The sequence below is a fragment of the Ruegeria sp. BH6 genome (assembly GCF_056538105.1).
The window spans coordinates 484,436-502,005 of the sequence record NZ_JBQFSR010000001.1 but is presented as its reverse complement, the minus strand read 5'-3'; the positions used below and the strand labels follow the sequence as shown (position 1 = coordinate 502,005).

At 55.6% G+C, this 17,570-nt stretch carries 17 protein-coding genes and 1 pseudogene; 9 read left to right on the top strand and 9 right to left on the bottom strand.

Annotated features, from left to right (window positions below):
* Positions 1 to 13: 13 nt before the first annotated feature.
* From ACR0B8_RS02525 to ACR0B8_RS02515, 3 genes are all read right to left on the bottom strand, one after another.
* Positions 14 to 427 carry a secondary thiamine-phosphate synthase enzyme YjbQ gene (locus ACR0B8_RS02525; RefSeq protein WP_226688618.1) on the bottom strand — a complete coding sequence of 138 codons (414 nt, stop codon included), beginning with the start codon at positions 425 to 427 and terminating at the stop codon, positions 14 to 16.
* A 498-nt stretch (positions 428 to 925) separates the two neighbouring features.
* Positions 926 to 1,429, bottom strand: a complete 504-nt coding sequence (locus tag ACR0B8_RS02520) for a DUF4166 domain-containing protein (RefSeq protein WP_226688809.1) — start codon at positions 1,427 to 1,429, stop codon at positions 926 to 928.
* Between the two features lie 45 nt (positions 1,430 to 1,474).
* Positions 1,475 to 1,912, bottom strand: coding sequence for a thiol-disulfide oxidoreductase DCC family protein (locus tag ACR0B8_RS02515; RefSeq protein ID WP_226688619.1), 438 nt, complete (start codon positions 1,910 to 1,912; stop codon positions 1,475 to 1,477).
* Positions 1,913 to 2,235: 323 nt separating this feature from the next.
* Here ACR0B8_RS02515 and ACR0B8_RS02510 point away from each other — a divergent pair, with 323 nt between their 5' ends.
* Entirely contained in the window at positions 2,236 to 3,240 is a 1,005-nt protein-coding gene (locus ACR0B8_RS02510) for a helix-turn-helix domain-containing protein (protein ID WP_170357795.1), read from the top strand.
* A gap of 202 nt (positions 3,241 to 3,442) precedes the next feature.
* Here ACR0B8_RS02510 and rpoD read toward each other — a convergent pair whose 3' ends face one another.
* From rpoD to ACR0B8_RS02490, 4 genes are all read right to left on the bottom strand, one after another.
* Positions 3,443 to 5,431, bottom strand: a complete 1,989-nt coding sequence (rpoD, locus tag ACR0B8_RS02505) for an RNA polymerase sigma factor RpoD (protein ID WP_170348252.1) — start codon at positions 5,429 to 5,431, stop codon at positions 3,443 to 3,445.
* A gap of 114 nt (positions 5,432 to 5,545) precedes the next feature.
* Complete coding sequence (gene dnaG / locus ACR0B8_RS02500) at positions 5,546 to 7,495, bottom strand: DNA primase (protein ID WP_170357793.1); 1,950 nt, start codon at positions 7,493 to 7,495, stop codon at positions 5,546 to 5,548.
* 80 nt (positions 7,496 to 7,575) lie between these two features.
* Complete coding sequence (locus tag ACR0B8_RS02495) at positions 7,576 to 7,872, bottom strand: hypothetical protein (RefSeq protein WP_170357791.1); 297 nt, start codon at positions 7,870 to 7,872, stop codon at positions 7,576 to 7,578.
* Positions 7,873 to 8,021: 149 nt separating this feature from the next.
* Positions 8,022 to 9,452 carry a Glu/Leu/Phe/Val family dehydrogenase gene (locus tag ACR0B8_RS02490; RefSeq protein WP_170357789.1) on the bottom strand — a complete coding sequence of 477 codons (1,431 nt, stop codon included), beginning with the start codon at positions 9,450 to 9,452 and terminating at the stop codon, positions 8,022 to 8,024.
* 327 nt (positions 9,453 to 9,779) lie between these two features.
* Between ACR0B8_RS02490 and ACR0B8_RS02485 the strand changes: the two genes are divergently transcribed.
* The 4 genes and pseudogenes from ACR0B8_RS02485 to ACR0B8_RS02470 all read left to right on the top strand — a co-directional run bounded on the left by ACR0B8_RS02485 (position 9,780) and on the right by ACR0B8_RS02470 (position 12,581).
* Entirely contained in the window at positions 9,780 to 11,462 is a 1,683-nt protein-coding gene (locus ACR0B8_RS02485) for a TadE/TadG family type IV pilus assembly protein (protein WP_170504912.1), read from the top strand.
* Positions 11,459 to 11,626 (top strand): annotated as a pseudogene (locus ACR0B8_RS02480) (TadE/TadG family type IV pilus assembly protein); the annotation flags it as partial. The gene ACR0B8_RS02485 and the pseudogene ACR0B8_RS02480, both read left to right, overlap by 4 nt.
* Positions 11,627 to 11,746: 120 nt before the next feature.
* Positions 11,747 to 11,989: a hypothetical protein gene (locus ACR0B8_RS02475; RefSeq protein WP_226688819.1), complete on the top strand. Its 243-nt coding sequence runs from the start codon at positions 11,747 to 11,749 to the stop codon at positions 11,987 to 11,989.
* A 73-nt stretch (positions 11,990 to 12,062) separates the two neighbouring features.
* A complete protein-coding gene (locus ACR0B8_RS02470; protein ID WP_170393490.1) occupies positions 12,063 to 12,581 on the top strand; it encodes a pilus assembly protein in 519 nt (172 codons plus the stop codon).
* Here ACR0B8_RS02470 and ACR0B8_RS02465 read toward each other — a convergent pair.
* Positions 12,544 to 13,035, bottom strand: coding sequence for a hypothetical protein (locus ACR0B8_RS02465; RefSeq protein ID WP_170393488.1), 492 nt, complete (start codon positions 13,033 to 13,035; stop codon positions 12,544 to 12,546). The two genes, ACR0B8_RS02470 and ACR0B8_RS02465, sit on opposite strands and share 38 nt — an antisense overlap.
* A 146-nt stretch (positions 13,036 to 13,181) precedes the next feature.
* Here ACR0B8_RS02465 and ACR0B8_RS02460 point away from each other — a divergent pair, with 146 nt between their 5' ends.
* Positions 13,182 to 14,093: a pirin family protein gene (locus ACR0B8_RS02460; RefSeq protein ID WP_170357781.1), complete on the top strand. Its 912-nt coding sequence runs from the start codon at positions 13,182 to 13,184 to the stop codon at positions 14,091 to 14,093.
* On the opposite strand, the gene ACR0B8_RS02455 is transcribed toward ACR0B8_RS02460, so the two are convergent.
* Complete coding sequence (locus tag ACR0B8_RS02455; protein WP_170357779.1) at positions 14,090 to 14,677, bottom strand: TetR/AcrR family transcriptional regulator; 588 nt, start codon at positions 14,675 to 14,677, stop codon at positions 14,090 to 14,092. The two genes, ACR0B8_RS02460 and ACR0B8_RS02455, sit on opposite strands and share 4 nt — an antisense overlap.
* A 99-nt stretch (positions 14,678 to 14,776) precedes the next feature.
* Between ACR0B8_RS02455 and ACR0B8_RS02450 the strand changes: the two genes are divergently transcribed.
* From ACR0B8_RS02450 to glpX, 3 genes are all read left to right on the top strand, one after another.
* A complete protein-coding gene (locus ACR0B8_RS02450) occupies positions 14,777 to 15,025 on the top strand; it encodes a hypothetical protein (RefSeq protein WP_170348242.1) in 249 nt (82 codons plus the stop codon).
* Positions 15,026 to 15,152: 127 nt separating this feature from the next.
* Positions 15,153 to 16,439 carry a homoserine dehydrogenase gene (locus tag ACR0B8_RS02445; protein WP_226688623.1) on the top strand — a complete coding sequence of 429 codons (1,287 nt, stop codon included), beginning with the start codon at positions 15,153 to 15,155 and terminating at the stop codon, positions 16,437 to 16,439.
* Between the two features lie 70 nt (positions 16,440 to 16,509).
* Positions 16,510 to 17,493, top strand: a complete 984-nt coding sequence (gene glpX / locus ACR0B8_RS02440) for a class II fructose-bisphosphatase (protein ID WP_170393480.1) — start codon at positions 16,510 to 16,512, stop codon at positions 17,491 to 17,493.
* Positions 17,494 to 17,570: the final 77 nt, after the last annotated feature.

Sequence of the window (17,570 nt, the reverse complement as noted above, 5' to 3'; positions counted from 1 at the left end):
CTAGATCATGAATCTACGCGAAATGCGCCGCAACCTTTCGGTGATGCGGCGCAGTGCGATGTTCAAACAGATATATACCCTGCCAAGTGCCCAGAACGGGTTGTCCAGACACCACAGGAATCGACAGGGAAATTGGCAAAAGCGCGGCTTTGATATGGGCTGGCATATCATCGGGACCTTCATAGGTGTGCCGCAGATACGCCATCGACGGGTGATCCGACGGCGGCACCAGCCGATCGAAGAACGCACGCAAATCCGCCTGCACTTCGGGGTCCGCGTTTTCCTGAATGACCAGCGAACAAGAGGTGTGCCGCACGAACAGTGTCAGCAACCCATCCCCCCCGACTGAGTTCAGCCAGTCACGCACATCCGGAGTGAACTCATAAAGTCCGGGACCCCGCGCTGAAATTAAAAACTCGGTCTTCATTAGGTGGACAGGCCTGTATTAGTCAAAGATTGGCCGAGCAGTACACCGGCCATTGGCGGCCGAAACTGACATACTGAAACCCGGCTGAAACCCCGCCGAGAAAACTCCACTGCTTTGCTGCTGAACGGTCTCCGGTGCCGTAAGCGAAAACTGCACGGCTGTTCTGCGCCCCGTGGCTTCACTTGGACCATAACCGCGTTTGACATAAATCCGCTGTTGCCAGCTGGCGCCCAGTGTTCTGCGTGCAAAATCTGAAGCGGCACACCAATACCCGTCTATATCGGTCCGCCCGCGAGGGATAACCTCAAAGACTGTGTTGCTAAGCGCTACGGTCTGATAGCCAAACCGAGCGAACGTCGCTGACGCTGGAGTGGTCAATACAAGGGCCGCGAATACGGCAAAAGACATAACCTTTTTCATAATTACACTCTTTCCTGTTTCGAGGTAGGTATTGACCTAGTGTACTCTGAATTCAAACAAACCCGGTTCACGATGAATTCAATCCGGGTCCATCTGTACGTGAACAAGTTTCAACCAGCCGCGATACCGGATCAATACCCCAAGGCCCGGCATTTTGGCCGAGACATCAAAGCAAAAATCCCCTGTTTCGCTCTGCCATTCTACGGTTGATGAGCGTGGCAGCAAAAATGCCGGGCAACGAAGACCCAAAATGCTCAGGCCCCGGATGTGGATCAACAGGCGTTCAGCTTCGACTTCGGGCTCCAGCCACAGCGTCAGCCAGCCCAGCCTTTCACGAACGCAATCTGCGTCGTGATCAAATGTCAGGAGGGATCGAGTCGTGTGGCCATCAAAATCACGTATCCACTGCCATGTGTCATCGTCACGGTCTATCCGAACTTGCACCGGTATGTCGTTGGCGCTTCGAGGAAACCGTCCGAGGTGCAAAGCAAGCCTGATCAACCACCCTCGTCCCTCGACAATATCGCACCGTCCCACGTAGTGACCTGTGTTGGAATGCAACTGCTGAAGGGCCAAGGGCACTTCTACCCCGGCAGGAAGGGATTGCAAAAACGGATCGGGTTCCACTCAAAATCCCTCGGGCAAAAAACGGGATCGCAGTGCGGCATCCGGGATCATACAGGTCGGATTGCGTCCGAAAATCTTGTACCTGTTGCGTGCAATGGCATGATACAGCGGGTCTTTGATCCAGCTGGGCAGGAACCTACAAAAAGACAAGATCGGCCAAATCCCCGGCAGCGTGCCCATCGCCGCGGCGAAGGCATCCAGACGTTGATGTACGTTGCCGTTCACGATCACCAGGTTGGTTTCAAAATCCTGCATGGGCAATCCAAGCTCTTGGTACAGCCTTTGCCCTAGCGGCGATTGCGCCGTTGCGAATTTAAAACGCTGCGCTTTATCCCTCATCGTCATGAATTGAAAAAAACCTGAACACAGAACACATTCACCATCAAAAACAATGGCATCCTGAGCATCCACCAATTCTGAGACGGCAAAGTTTGGCATATCTGTTGCGCCCGTTAGCTTTCCTACCCGCACCCTTTCACCATGGTCAGGACCGGGCAATGCGACATGAGGCCGTCTGTTTCAAACGCGTGAATGTGCCGGGGAGCCACCGGTTTTGGTGGTTTTTTATCCAGGGCTCTGACCTCATCCCCACAAGGCGCTAACCCGACAACGGACGGGAAATACAAAATGTCTGACTTTGGGTCTTGTGTTTGCCGGCCAAAACCATTCGAATTCCAGACATTGAAGCAATACATGGGATCGACAAACGCCCAATACGCAACAACGGCATTAAACCCGATTGAAATCACGGTGGAACAGCCATGGAAGTTGATATCGCCCGCATTCAGTTATTGACCAAAGCGCTTGATCAACGAACAAACGGTACCGACGCTTCTGACCGCATACTGGAAAAGTGTGAACTCTCACGGGATAGAATTGCAGCGCCGACAACAACGTGCAGCGCCCATCAAGAAGCCCTGTTTGCACGCTATGCCTGCGATACCGTCGGAGATATTACATTTGCCGCGCAGACCGGGTTGCAGTTTTCGTCATCCTCTAGCCTGACGGCGTATATCAGTAAGTATTCGCGCGACCTGCGGCAGGTGATCGAGAACACCTCACGCTTTCATATGTTCATCGACCCGGCCATAGCCTTTGCACTGCGCCTTGCCGGAAACTTTGCCACCATTGAGGCCGAATGGAAAGATGCCAGTTTTGCCCGGTATCACCGCCGGACCGAATTCCTCATGTTCGCCGGATTGGCGCGCATGCGCACCCTGACGCAATTGAATTTCCGTCCGTTTGAGATACGGTTTCAGCACGAGGTTGGGAAAAACAGAGAAAAATTTAAAAAACTTGCAGGATTTCCCGTTGTTTTCGGTGCAGAGAGACTGGAAATCGTCTTTGCCGTATCCTCGTTGGATTTGCCGGTGCCAACCTACGATTCAAACCTGCGCGCGCATCTTCTGGAATATGGTGAACGTGTCCTCGCCGAACGGCGTTCACCCAAGCAAAAACTCAGGGCGCAGGTCGAAGGATTGATCACCCGATCATTGCCTGGCACGGTCATTCACGCTGACGAGGCTGCTGCCAACCTGGGGATGAGCCCGCGTACGTTTACCCGAAGGTTGAGAGAGGAAGGGGCCAGTTATCGCGATATCGTCGACGATCTTAGATGCGATCTGGCGCAAACCTTTATCACCAACGGCATGGCGCTGTCCGAGATTGCCTATTCGCTGGGCTATGCCGATCAACCGGCCTTTTCGACCGCTTTCAAACGCTGGACCGGTCAGGCCCCCAGCACTTTCCGCAGTCGTCTGGATTAATCGGATGCGCTATATGGCAAGTGGCCGGGGGTCATCAGCCGCAAAGCCTCACCCCGGCCTGTCCCATGAGTGGACAATGCTGATATAAAGAGGTGCAGGGGACTTGCCTTGTGACTTCCCGCCAATTTGATCTTTCCAATGGACAATGTGAAAGCGCGTGGGGTGAAAGAAAAAAGGCGCCTCTTTCAGGGCGCCTTTGGTATTATTGATCCAGGAAAGACCGCAGTTTTCGCGACCGGCTGGGATGTTTCAATTTCCGCAACGCTTTCGCTTCGATCTGACGGATACGTTCGCGGGTCACACTGAACTGTTGACCGACCTCTTCCAGCGTATGGTCGGTGTTCATGCCGATGCCAAAACGCATCCGCAGCACCCGCTCTTCGCGCGGGGTGAGCGAGGCAAGAACCCGTGTCGTCGTTTCCTTGAGGTTTTCCTGAATGGCGCTGTCCAGCGGCAGCACGGCATTCTTGTCTTCAATGAAATCGCCCAGCTGGCTGTCTTCCTCGTCGCCAATCGGCGTCTCAAGGCTGATCGGCTCTTTGGCGATCTTCATCACCTTGCGAACCTTTTCCAGCGGCATTTGCAGCTTTTCAGCCAGTTCTTCCGGCGTCGGCTCGCGCCCGATCTCGTGCAGCATCTGACGGCCGGTCCGAACCAGCTTGTTGATCGTCTCGATCATGTGGACCGGAATACGGATTGTACGGGCCTGATCCGCAATTGAGCGCGTGATAGCCTGACGAATCCACCAGGTCGCATAGGTCGAGAACTTATAGCCGCGGCGGTATTCGAACTTGTCTACCGCCTTCATCAGGCCGATGTTACCTTCCTGAATAAGATCAAGGAATTGCAGTCCGCGGTTCGTGTACTTTTTGGCAATCGAAATCACCAGACGCAGGTTTGCCTCGACCATTTCCTTCTTGGCCTGCCGCGCCTCTTTTTCACCCTTCTGAACTTGCTGCACGATGCGGCGGAATTCGGGGATATCCAGACCGACATATTGCCCGACCTGAGCCATATCGTTGCGCAGTTCCTCGACTTTGGCAGTCGAGCGTTCGATGAACATCTGCCAACCCCGACCGGGTTTTTCAGCCATCTCGGCCAGCCAGTTCGGGTCCAGTTCACGGCCACGATAAGCGTCGATAAACTCGCGACGATTGATACGGGCTTGGTCCGCCAGCTTCACCATCGCGCTGTCCAGCGACATGATACGGCGGTTGATACCGTAAAGCTGGTCGATCAGCGCTTCGATACGGTTGTTGTGCAGGTGAAGACCGTTCACCAGTTCAACAATCTCGGCCCGTAGCTTTTGATAGGTCTCTTCGTCCTTGGCGCTGAACGTGCCATCTTCGTTCAGCGTGGCCGAAATCCGGCTGTCCTGCATTTCCGAAAGCATCGCGAAATCGGTCGAGATTCGCTCCAGCGTGGTCAGCACCTGATCTTTCAGCGCCGCTTCCATCGCGGCCAGAGACATGTTGGCCTGATCATCTTCGTCATCATCGTCATCATTGGCGATCGGATTGCCATCCGCGTCCAGTTCCGGTCCGCTGTCCTTGGCTGGCTTTGCCGCCTGTACGGCTGACGTGTCGACGACCGGTTCTTCGACATCGCCGTCTTCGTCCAACTGGTTGCCAAAAGTGGCCTCCAAGTCAATGACGTCACGCAGCAGAATGTCTTCGGACAACAATTCGTCGTGCCAGATGGTAATCGCCTGGAAGGTCAGCGGGCTTTCGCACAGACCGGCGATCATGGTGTTGCGACCGGCCTCGATCCGCTTGGCGATCGCAATCTCGCCCTCACGGCTCAGCAGTTCGACGCTGCCCATCTCGCGCAGATACATGCGCACGGGGTCATCGGTGCGGTCCAGCTTTTCCGTTGCAGCACCGGACAACGCAACCTCACGGTTGCTTTCCGTGGTGGTCAGTTCGGTCGAGCCTTTGTTCTCTTCCTCTTCGGCCTCTTCATCTTCGATGATGTTGATGCCCATTTCGGACAGCATCGACATAACGTCTTCGATCTGTTCCGAGCTGACCTGATCAGGCGGCAGCACCTGATTGAGCTGGTCGTAGGTGATGTAACCTTTCTCGCGGGCCTCGGCGATCATCTTCTTGACGTTGGCCTGGCTCATGTCCAACGAGATTTCCTGTTCCTGCTCGTCGGATTTGCGGTCTTCGTTCGTATCCTTGGCGGCCATTCAATGCTCCTGCAGGGATGGGTGATTCGTTTCAACCGAATCATTAGCGCGTAGAAGTGATTCGGCCACCCGTTTACCTGTTTTTCTTTTCCAGTGCCTTACGAAAACACCACTTCACCGGCGTTTCCGTTCAAAATTGATGCCCGACATGATTGCCTTGAACGCATCTTTCTCGTCGCGGTTGATCCGAGCGCCATTGTCGGCGATGTCGAAAACGGCCCTGTCCTCGTTCTGGCTACGGCTTGTGCGGTTGCGTTCTTCGGCGGCTTGCGCCAATCGGTACGTCAACGCCTCATCGGCCAGATCGGACAGTTCCTCTGCAGCTTCGGCAATCTCAGCATCCAACCCCCGGAGCGCTTTGATCTTTGCGAGTTCCTCGGCCAGAGTCATCTCGGCCTTTTCAACGTCGCCTGGTTTGTACACACAGGGGATTACTGCGACATGGCGAAGGGCCAGCAGGTTTTCAAGGGCTTGGGGCCCCAAAGTATCGGCAATGTGGTCTTTCAGGTTGTCAGGATCATCAATCGCGTGACGCAGGATCGCATGGCGCAGGGCTGCATGGTCGGAATCGCGGCACTCCATATCTTCCAATTGATGCTCAAACTGCACAACGACTTCGGGGTTTAGCGCAGCAATTGCAAGAATAGCCGCTTCGCGCAGTTGAATCTCGGCGCCTTCGGACGAGGCCAAAAACGATGCCCGTGCGTCAGGCGTTGCTGGCTGTTTCTGCGGTTGCCACTTGCCCCGAGGTTGCCATTGGCGGTTCCCAGATTGCCGCTGCGGGCGGAACAATTGCCACCGTAGATCCTTAATCTCTTGCCCGTAATGAGAGCGGATCGAAGGGTCACGGATCAGTTTGATCTTGTCCCTCAGCACCTTATCCAACGCTGCCTTACGTTCTGGGCTGTCAAAGACCTTGCCTTCGGTTTCGCGCTGCCACAGCAATTTGACCATCGGAATGGCCCCATCCAGCACGGCCTGCACCGCCCCTGCCCCTTCGGCACGCAACAGATCGTCGGGGTCCTTGCCTTCGGGCATCAGGGCAAAGCGCAGGGATTTCCCGGCCTCTAGCAACGGCAGAGCCAGATCAACCGCCCGCATGGCGGCCCGCAGACCCGCCGTATCGCCATCCAGTGCAATGATCGGCTCGTCCGAGATACGCCATAGCAATTGCAACTGATGCTCGGTAATCGCGGTACCAAGCGGCGCGACTGAGGCACCAAACCCAGCCTCTGCCAGAGCAATCACGTCCATGTACCCTTCGGCCACGACCAAGGGCAGCCCTTTGCCCGCAGACTGCCGTGCGGGCCCGTGGTTATAGAGGCTGCGTCCCTTGTCGAACAACTCAGTCTCGGGCGAGTTCAGATATTTGGCGTTGTCGGCCGGGTCCATCGCCCGCCCGCCAAAGGCGATGCAACGCCCGCGCGGATCGCGGATCGGGAACATGATACGGTTGCGGAACGTATCATAAGGCTTTTTGCCCTTGTTCGACGGCTTGGCCAAACCCGCGCCAAGGATCAGATCCTCGGCCACGTTCTTGCCCCGCAGATGGTCCCATAGCGCCTGCCAGCCATCCGGGGCAAAGCCGATTTCCCATCGCTCCAACGCCTGCGCATCCAACCCTCGGCGTGACAAGTAATCGCGCGCCGCACCCCCCGCCCCGGTCTTCAGTTGCAGGCGGAAGAATTGCACCGCCTGCTCCATAACCTCAGCCAGTTGCGACCGGCGATCCTGTTTTTCCTGCGCCTTGGGGTCACGCGCAGGCATTGGCATTCCGGCCTCGCGCGCCAGAATCTCAACCGCTTCGATGAACGATACATTCTCGGTTTCTTTCACAAAGCTGATCGCATCGCCTTTGGCATGGCAACCAAAGCAGTAGTAGAACCCCTTTTGATCATCGACGTGGAAAGAGGCGGTCTTTTCATGATGAAACGGGCACGGTGCCCACATGTCACCCTTGCCCTGATTGGACTTGCGCGCATCCCACATGACCTTACGCCCAACGACCTGAGACAAGCTCAGCCGGGTGCGCAGTTCATCCAGAAATCCGGGGGGCAGTGACATGGGTTAAACTTGACAGAAACAGGAACGCGCGCCAAGGGTATGACGCGCGTTTGTCCACAGGGAAATGATGGTGCTGTGGATTATTGCTGCAAACACAGCTCAAGCCACGCGGCGCCCAGATCCTTTTTGCGCACGTCGCGCATCTTTTGCTCGTAAACCCAGGGGGCGATCAACGGAATGGCCGCGTTGTAGTTCTCGGGCCAGGTCGGGCTTGTATCAGCCACCGCCTGCGGTACGTCGCGCTCCTTGACCCTGTCCAGACGCGCCTTTTGGATTGCCGCAACGACATCAGCCTGATACTGGCAGCTTTGTTCTTTAGTTTCCTCAGCAGCCAGAGGTGTGGCCAACAAAAGGGCCGCGATTGCGGTACGCAACATGGGGATCTCCCGGAATCGTTTCTTTCGCGGCAGCTTACCTGTCAGGCGCACTGCCTGCCATCTTCCTTTTCACCGCTTGCGGTCAATTTAGGTCGGACAGCAACAGGGGCAATCGGATCGTGGCCCGATCGCCCCTGTAATGCAAAGGATCAAAGCCCTTTGGCGCGGTAGCTTTTCGAGACGCGATCAATGGCTACGATATAAGCCGCCGTCCGCAGATCTTCGACATCATCACGGCTGTGCCAGACCTCGCGCATGGATTGGTAGGCAATGCGCATCGTGTCATCGAGGCCCGAACGAACCAATTCCAACTCATCCGCACCTTTGAGGTATTTGGCCTTAAAGTCCGGGGACATCGACCACGCATCGCCCAGATACCGATCCAGCCGCTCCAACTCGCTGACGATCAACTCATGGCGCGCTTCTTCCTGACGACGCTGCATCCGGCCAAAGCGGATATGGCTGAGGTTTTTCACCCATTCAAAGTAAGACACCGTCACACCGCCGGCATTCGCGTACATGTCCGGAATGATCACGGTGCCTTTTTTGCGCAGGATTTCATCCGCACCCGCCGTCACAGGACCATTCGCCGCCTCGATGATCAAGGGTGCCTTGATCCGTTCGGCGTTGGATAGGTTGATGACACCTTCAAGGGCCGCCGGAATGAGGATGTCGCAGTCTGCTTCCAGAACCTCGGCACCTTCGGCAGAATGCGTTGCATCCGGATAGTCGCTAACACCGCCATGCTTGACGATCCACTGCCGGACCGATTCAACGTCAATCCCGTCGGGATTATAGAGCGCACCATCCCATTCAACGATACCGACAATACGAGAGCCGTCCTCTTCACTCAGGAACTTTGCGGCGTGATATCCCACGTTGCCCAACCCCTGCACGACAACGCGTTTGCCGTCCAGCTTGCCGGACAGGCCTGCCTTCTGCACGTCCTCAGGGTGGCGGAAGAACTCACGCAATGCGTATTGAATGCCCCGCCCTGTGGCTTCGACACGTCCGGCGATACCACCGGCATTCAGCGGCTTGCCGGTGACACAGGCACGCGCATTGATATCGGTTGTGTTCATTCGTGCGAACTGGTCCGCAATCCACGCCATCTCGCGCTCGCCGGTGCCCATATCGGGCGCAGGCACGTTCTGAGACGGGTTGATCAGATCGCGCTTGGCCAATTCATAAGCAAAACGCCGCGTGATCTGTTCCAACTCATGTTCTTCATACTGCCGGGGATCAATGCACAAGCCACCTTTCGAGCCGCCAAACGGTGTCTCAACCAATGCACACTTGTAAGTCATGAGTGCCGCCAGAGCTTCGACTTCGTCCTGGTTCACGGCCAGAGCATAGCGAATACCGCCCTTGACCGGCTCCATATGCTCAGAGTGAACCGACCGATATCCGGTGAAAGTATGAATCTCACCCCGCAGGCGAACGCCGAAACGCACGGTGTAGGTCGCATTGCAGACCCGGATTTTCTCCTCCAACCCCGGCGGCAGGTCCATCAGGGACGCTGCCCTGTTGAACATAAGGTCCACACTCTCGCGAAAGCTGGGTTCTTTAATGGCCGTCATTTAATCCTCCGTGCCAGCGAACGGTTTACGTTCTGACGTTTTGTCGCACCCATTGGGTAAACGATCAATAATTAAGCAGAAATAAAACTCGAAAAACGCATCAAAAATACTGTGACGGTCGCTGAGTCGCCCAATTCGGCACCCGACTTCGAAATTGTCGCCCAACCGAAGACAGAAGCGCCCATCGCCCGCGAATTATCCCGCTTTTGCTTGTAAATCAGTCAACTCAGCAGCTTTTTCGCCTAAATCCCGCCACGATTCGGCGTTAATTTTTGAGGGTTAATATTTCCTTAGCAGTTTGGATGTCTGCTCAGCGAGGTCATCAAGATGAATAAGCGCGTATTTCAAAGCGGCTCAAAGAGATCTGAAATTAAGGCTTCGGTCGCCCGCCGTTTCGCCAAAGACGAAGGTGGTGCGGTATTCACGCTTTTTGTGCTTATCGGCCTTCTGATGATGTTTGCGACAACCGGTCTGGGCGTCGATATAATGAAGTTCGAACGCGAAAGAGCAACGATGCAAGCGACCTTGGATCGCGCTGTTCTTGCTGCCGCCAATTTGGATCAAGTTGATGTAGACCCCAAGCTGGTGGCTGAAGAGTACATCAAGAAATCTGGGTTGGGTGACGTCAACTACGACATCGAGGTCATTGAAGGCATCGGATCTCGGAAAGTGATCGCATCGGCAGATAAAACCGTCACAACGAACTTTATGAGGTTTGTATACATCGACACTTTGACCGCCTCAGCGACAAGTACCGCGGAAGAATCCGTTGGGTCAGTTGAAATATCCTTGGTTCTGGACATGTCCGGTTCGATGACTCGGGCATCAGCCACGGAAGGCCGTTCCAAAATTGCGGTTCTGCGCGATGCGGCTAAAAGTTTCGTGGACACAATGTACGAAAAGGAAAATCCGGATAAGATTTCAATCTCGATCATCCCCTACGCCACGCAGGTGAACGCGGGTGAGGATATTCTGGGCAAGTTCACAAACGTAACAAATGAACACAATTACTCGCATTGCCTGAACTTTAGCTCATCAGATTTCCGGCAGGCTGCTTTGGACCCAACCGCCTCGTTTGACCGCACCGCCCATTTTGATCGCTATCGGACAAGCAGAACGCAATGGGAAGAACCCAGGTATCTTACTTGCCCAACGCGGGATGGTAGTGAAATCACCGCTCATACAAACGATATCGAAAAATTGCATGACCGGATCGACGATCTTACGGCGCAGGGCAACACCTCGATCGACATCGGCGTAAAGTGGGGCATGGCGTTGCTGGACCCCGATTTTCAGGACATCATAAATGACTTGTCGGCACAGAGAGTCAGCTCGTCTTCGACCGAGACAATTGTTCCTGCTACTTTCGGTGACCGTCCGAAAAACTATGAAGACGATGTAGAAAAAATTCTCATTGTGTTTACCGATGGCGAAAATACCTCACAATACAGGCTGGAAGAAGATCTGCGTGACGGGAATTCGGATGTCTGGTTCAACGCTGGATACACGCATTGGGACGGCAAAGTAGGTGAATACAGCGTCAGAATTACGGAACCTGGCGTAGAACCGCCTGTTTATTATTGGTCCCGTCAGCAGGAATACCGTAACCACCGTCATGGCGATCAAGAGGATGGTGATGCCATTCGCCTGACTTATCCTGAATTGTTCAACCGTGCGTCGCTGCGCTGGAATGCCGAAAACAACTACCGCTTTGACAGCAATCGTATCAACAACTGGTATTACGGTGCATATAACTCTATCGGTTCGTCCACTAAAAATATTCGCACCTCGGATATTTGTGCGGCCGCTAAGGATAAGGGTGTGATCGTCTACGGCATTGCTTTCGAAGCACCTGCAGTCGGCGTGACCACCATCGAGGATTGCGCCAGCAGCCCCAGCACAGTTTATGCAGTCAACAGCGATGGGACGTTGGGCAGCGCCAATCTGACCCTTAAACAGGTGTTCGAATCCATCGCTGCTTCGATCAAACAATTGAAGTTGACGCAATGACCCGTGGGTTTCTGAAAAATATACTACGGTTCAGACGGTCCGAGAAAGGTGGGTTGGCGGTTGAGTTCGTCATCTTGTTCCCCTTGTACCTCGTCGTCATACTGTGCGCTGTGGAATATGCACTGGTTTCCGTAAAACAAGTTATGCTGGAACGTGCTGTCGATATGGTTGTCCGTGATATTCGCCTTGGGACCGGATCAGGGCCCACGCACGATCAAATCAAGGATGCAATTTGCGAAAGATCCCTCGTAATTGACGATTGCACGAGTAACTTGCAGCTGGAAATGATCCGTCAGAGCGCCTTCACTGGCGTCACGCTGCCTGTGTCACCGGACTGTACGGACCGTGCGGAACCGACAAAACCCGTTCGGGAATTCACGAATGGTCCGGCAAATGAGCTGATGATCTTGCGCGCTTGCGCACAGATTGATCCGGTTTTCCCCGGATCAGACATGGCAGTCGCCTTGGTCAGTGACGATGGTGTGATCTCTCTAACTTCAACGACCGCTTTTGTTCAGGAGCCTTGATACAATGCGTTTTCTTACTAGAATCCGACAGTATCTGAGAAGCTCCGCACGGCGTGAGAGCGGGAGCCTCACCTTGGAGTCCCTGCTGTTATTCCCGATCTTCGTTATGACGATCTCGCTGACCTACACGTTCTTTGACGGCTTTCGCCAAAGCACTTTGAACGTGAAAGCCGCGTATACGGTAAGCGATCTGCTCTCGCGGGAAAAAGACACTGTTACTGACACTTACATCGAGTCCATGCACACTCTGATGCAACGGATGGTAAACAGCACCGCCGAGATGAGATTGCGTGTGTCATTCATCCGGTATTTCGAAAACGGTGGCGACGACTACTACGATGTGGAATGGTCAACAACCTGCGGATTTCCCGGGATATGGGACAACGGCAATATCGACAGATTGCGCGACCGACTTCCACCCATGGCCGACCTAGAGCCGATGATTATCGTGGAATCGTCAAACGATTATGAATGGACAGTCAAGCCCGCCTGGCTGGATACCGACTATCAATTCGAGAACTACATCTTCACGCGTCCGCGCTTCGAAAATCAGATTATTGGGGTTGTTTCTCAACAGGGCTGCCAGTCGTAACCAGAGCCTGCAGTATTTCGCACATAAACTTGGTTTCGGCGGCCGTTGTTACCCCGCCGACACCCACCCGGCGTCCCAATCGCCACCACAGGCCAGGCGCCCAGCTATTTTCGGCACTTTGCCGTGTCTTTAGAAGAAACCCGTTTGAGGGTTTGAACGCAAAGACACCCCGGTCAATGCTCTCGATATCTTCGACTTTGGCAATCAACCGCCCTGCCCCGGTTCTGAGTTCGGTTTGCGTCAACTCGATCGCATCATCGGTCGCGAACCACATTCGGTAGGCCAACCAGAAAGACGCACCACCCACCACAAGCAGGAAAACCAGCCATATCGGTTCGGATGGATGTGACAACGCGACATACAGAACAAGTACACCGACACAGCCCAACATTCCGGTGCCCAGCCAACGTCTGGCGATTGAGGGCCTGATGGTGGCCAAAACCTCTTGATGCATGTGACTCCCCGATATTTTCGTCACGGTTTAACGGTTTTGTTCCGGGAAGGACAGAGGGGTAGATTTCCGCACAGCACCCGTTCTTTTCTGCTGATTGACCCGACCCGCGCTTATCATACATGCAAGCCAAAGCTATGGAGGTCACAATGTCCCTACGACCGGTTTTGGAAACCCGTAAATCCACACCAACGCTTGAGGGCGCGGGCGTAAAACTGCACCGCGCGTTCGGGTTTCAGGACCCGACTGAACTGGATCCCTTCTTGCTGTTTGACGACTTTCGCAATGAGAACCCGCAGGATTATCAAGCGGGTTTCCCATGGCACCCTCATCGTGGCATCGAAACGATCACCTATGTTCTGGCTGGCACGGTTGACCACTCGGACTCATTGGGCAACAGCGGGACATTGGGCGCCGGAGATGTGCAATGGATGACAGCCGGGTCTGGGATTTTGCATCAGGAAATGCCGGTAGGTAATGCCGCTGGCCAAATGCATGGTTTCCAGTTGTGGGGCAACCTGCCCTCGGCACAGAAAATGACTGCGCCGCGCTATCAAGATGTGCAAAGCAAGGACATCCCGGAAATCACTGATGATGACGGAACAACTGTGCGTGTGATTGTAGGAGAGTTCTGGGGTAAAACCGGTCCGGTCGATGGGATCGCAGCCGACCCGCAATACCTAGACATTCAAATCCCCGCAGGGGTCAAGAAAACATTCCGGATAGATACCTATCGCCGTGCTTTCGCATATGTGTTTGAAGGTCAGGCAGCCTTTGCCGATGCCTCGCAACCAACCGGCGTTCTGCTGGAAAAAGAGGTTGCCGGGCAAGAAGTTAATATACGGGACATGTCCGGTGATCGCACGCTTGTCCGCTTTGGCAGCGGCGATGAGATCACGGTGCAGGCCGGGGCCGAAGGCGTGCGATTCCTTTTGATCTCAGGGGCACCGATTGCTGAACCTGTGGCTTGGCACGGCCCCATTGTCATGAACACACGGTCCGAATTGGAACAGGCCTTTCGCGAATTGCGTAATGGCACGTTCATTCGACCGGCACACTAGATCGAGACCGATCTACGCACCATGTCCCAATAGACCTGCTCGACTTCGTCCAGCGACAAGCGTCCACCTGCGCGATACCAAGTCATCACCCCGTTCAGCATGGCAATGACGGCGAGAGTGGCGATCTTGGTATCCGCGATATCGAACACCCCGCCCTGCTGCCCGCTGCGCAAGATGGTCTCTAGCGCGTTTTCATAGCTGCGGCGCAAGGCCTCGATTTCCGAGAAGTTTTCCGGTGTCAGGTTGCGCAATTCCATATAGGCAATGAACACCTCATCTGGGCGCTCCAGGTGAAAGCGGATATGAAACCCTACGAACTGGCGCAACGCCTCGGACGCATCGGCAGGATGGTCAAGGTCGTCATAAGCCAAAAGCAGCTCTTGCATGTGTTCGTGCATCAGACGGTATAGCAGGCTTTGTTTATCCGGCGTGTAGTTATACAGAGCCCCTGCCTGCACCCCGACCTCGGACGCGATCTGGCGCATCGAAACGGCCGCATAGCCGTGACGGGCGAACAAACCCAGCGCCGCCTTGCGGATGCGTGGGCCGGTAATATCGGAATGTGAACCTTGCGTACGTGCCATTCCCACACAGTATCTGAACGTTTGTTCAGATAGAACCCCGCTTGAACCAAGTCACTAAAAGGTGCATCACAGTTTCAGTTGATGTTGAAAGAGTTCTGCATGAAACCCCTGCCTTTGCTGATACTGATGCTCGCATGTGCCGGATGCACCGATATTCCAGAATTGGAAGGGCGCGAGTTGCCGGAGCTGGAGTCGGCACGCTATCCTAAGCTTATCCCGCTGCAGGAAAAACTGGGCCCCGCCGTTGATCCGGTGAACGAGGCCGCCGTGGTCGAAGAAGACTTGATTGCGCGGCGTGAGGAACTTGAGAAAAAGTCAGAAGAACTCCAGAACGCGGAAATCAACTAAGCCCCTACGATTAAGCCCCATCCGGGACCGGTACGCATTGCACCCTAGCGCTGAACCCGCTAAGGCAGCGCTGAACGGGCAAAAGGCCCGAAACCACGGAAATTTCGAGCGGAAAGGAACCCACGGGATGACACAGGCGCTGCGGCTGGGAATTGCGGGCTTGGGAACGGTTGGCGTGGGTGTCGTAAAGATCATCCGCCGCCACGCAGACCTGCTGCAGGCACGCACGGGCCGATCTGTCGAGATCGTTGCCGTTTCGGCGCGCGATGCGAATAAGGATCGCGGTGTGAACCTGTCGGACTACGCTTGGGAAACCGATCCCGTGGCGTTGGCGAAGCGCAATGACATCGATGTGTTTGTCGAACTGATCGGCGGCGAAAACGGCCCGGCCAAAGCCTCGGTCGAGGCGGCGCTGGCCACTGGCAAGGACGTGGTGACCGCCAATAAGGCACTGCTGGCGATCCACGGTCAGGACCTAGCCGAAAAGGCCGAAGCAACCGGTCGTGTCATCCGGTTCGAGGCCGCCGTTGCAGGCGGTATCCCGGTGATCAAGTCGCTGACCGAAGGGCTGGCCGGAAATGAGATCACCCGCGTCATGGGCGTGATGAACGGAACCTGCAATTATATCCTGACCCGCATGCAATCGCAGGAGCTGGGCTATAACGCGCTGTTCGAAGAATGCGCGCAGCTTGGGTACCTTGAGGCCGATCCGAACCTGGACGTTGGCGGCATCGACGCGGCGCATAAGCTGGCGTTGTTGTCTTCGATCGCCTTTGGCACCAAGCCGAACTTCGATGGAATCCAGATCGAAGGCATTCAGCAGATCACCCTGGAAGACATTCATCAGGCCGCCGATATGGGCTATCGCATCAAACTGCTGGGCGTCGCGCAACGCTCGGCCCGTGGTTTGGAACAGCGTATGCAGCCGTGCCTTGTGCCCAGCAGCTCGCCCTTGGGTCAGTTGGAAGGCGGCACAAACATGGTGGTGATCGAGGGCGACGCGGTCGAGCAAGTCGTGCTGCGCGGCCCCGGTGCTGGCGAAGGCCCTACGGCAAGCGCAGTAATGGGCGATGTTTGCGATCTGGCACGCGGGCTGCAAATCCCGACCTTTGGTCGCCCCGCAACCTCGTTGCAAGATGCCAAGCCTGCGGTGACCGGATTGCCCGCCCCCTATTATCTGCGACTTGCCCTGTTCGATAAACCTGGTGCGCTGGCCAAAGTGGCGGCTATTCTGGGCGATGCAGGTGTTTCAATCGACCGGATGCGCCAATACGGGCACACGGAAAGCACCGCTCCGGTTCTGATCGTCACCCACAAAACCACGCGCGCCACGCTGGACGTTGCCCTGAACGGGCTGCGGGACACCGATGTGGTGGCGGATGAGCCAGTTGCATTGCGCATCGAAGAGGTTTGACCCTTGCGGCCTGCCCAAGACGCAGGCTATGCCGAAGAAAACGCCGATACTGACCTGAGGATAGTGAAAAATGAGTGCTGCCAAGATTGATTTCAACGACCGACTGTTGTCTCTGGGCCTTGCGCGGGTCGCAGAACAGGCCGCACTGGCGTCCGCCTCTCTGGTTGGGCGTGGCGACGAAAAAGCCGCCGATCAGGCAGCAGTAAACGCCATGCGCGAACAGCTGAACCTGCTGGATATCGCGGGTGTGGTTGTTATCGGCGAAGGTGAACGCGACGAAGCGCCGATGCTGTATATCGGCGAAGAAGTCGGCACCGGAAACGGACCTGGTGTGGATATCGCGCTGGACCCGCTGGAAGGCACCACCTTGACCGCCAAGGACATGCCAAATGCGCTGACCGTGATCGCCATGGGCCCGCGCGGCTCGATGTTGCATGCACCGGACGTTTACATGGACAAGCTGGCCATTGGTCCGGGGTTCCCCGAAGGTGTGGTCAATCTGGACATGTCGCCCCGCGAACGGGTCGAAGCACTGGCCAAGGCCAAGGGTTGTGAGCCTGCCGATATCACCGTCTGCATTCTGGAGCGTCCCCGTCACGAAGCGATGATCGCTGAAGTCCGTGAAACCGGCGCCTCGATCCGCCTGATCACCGATGGTGACGTGGCCGGTGTCATGCACTGTGCCGAAAGCGAAGAGACCGGCATCGACATGTATATGGGTTCGGGTGGCGCGCCCGAAGGCGTTCTGGCTGCTGCTGCGCTTAAATGCATGGGCGGGCAGATCTTTGGCCGCCTGTTGTTCCGCAACGATGACGAACGCGGCCGCGCCGCCAAGGCAGGCATCACCGATCTGGATCGCGTTTATTCCCGCGACGAAATGGTCACCGCCGACGTGATTTTTGCTGCCACCGGTGTCACCGGCGGTTCGCTGTTGCCGCGCATCAAGCGCGAACCCGGCTGGGTCGAAACCACCACGCTGCTGATGCGGTCGAAAACCGGCTCGGTCCGCCGCATGTCGTATCGCACGCCGATGTGGCCCCACGACAAAGCGTGATGGCTTGCGCCATTGCCTTCGGCAAGAGTATTTGGAAAAAGATGAAGAGGCCGGATCCGAGAGGGTCCGGCCTTGGC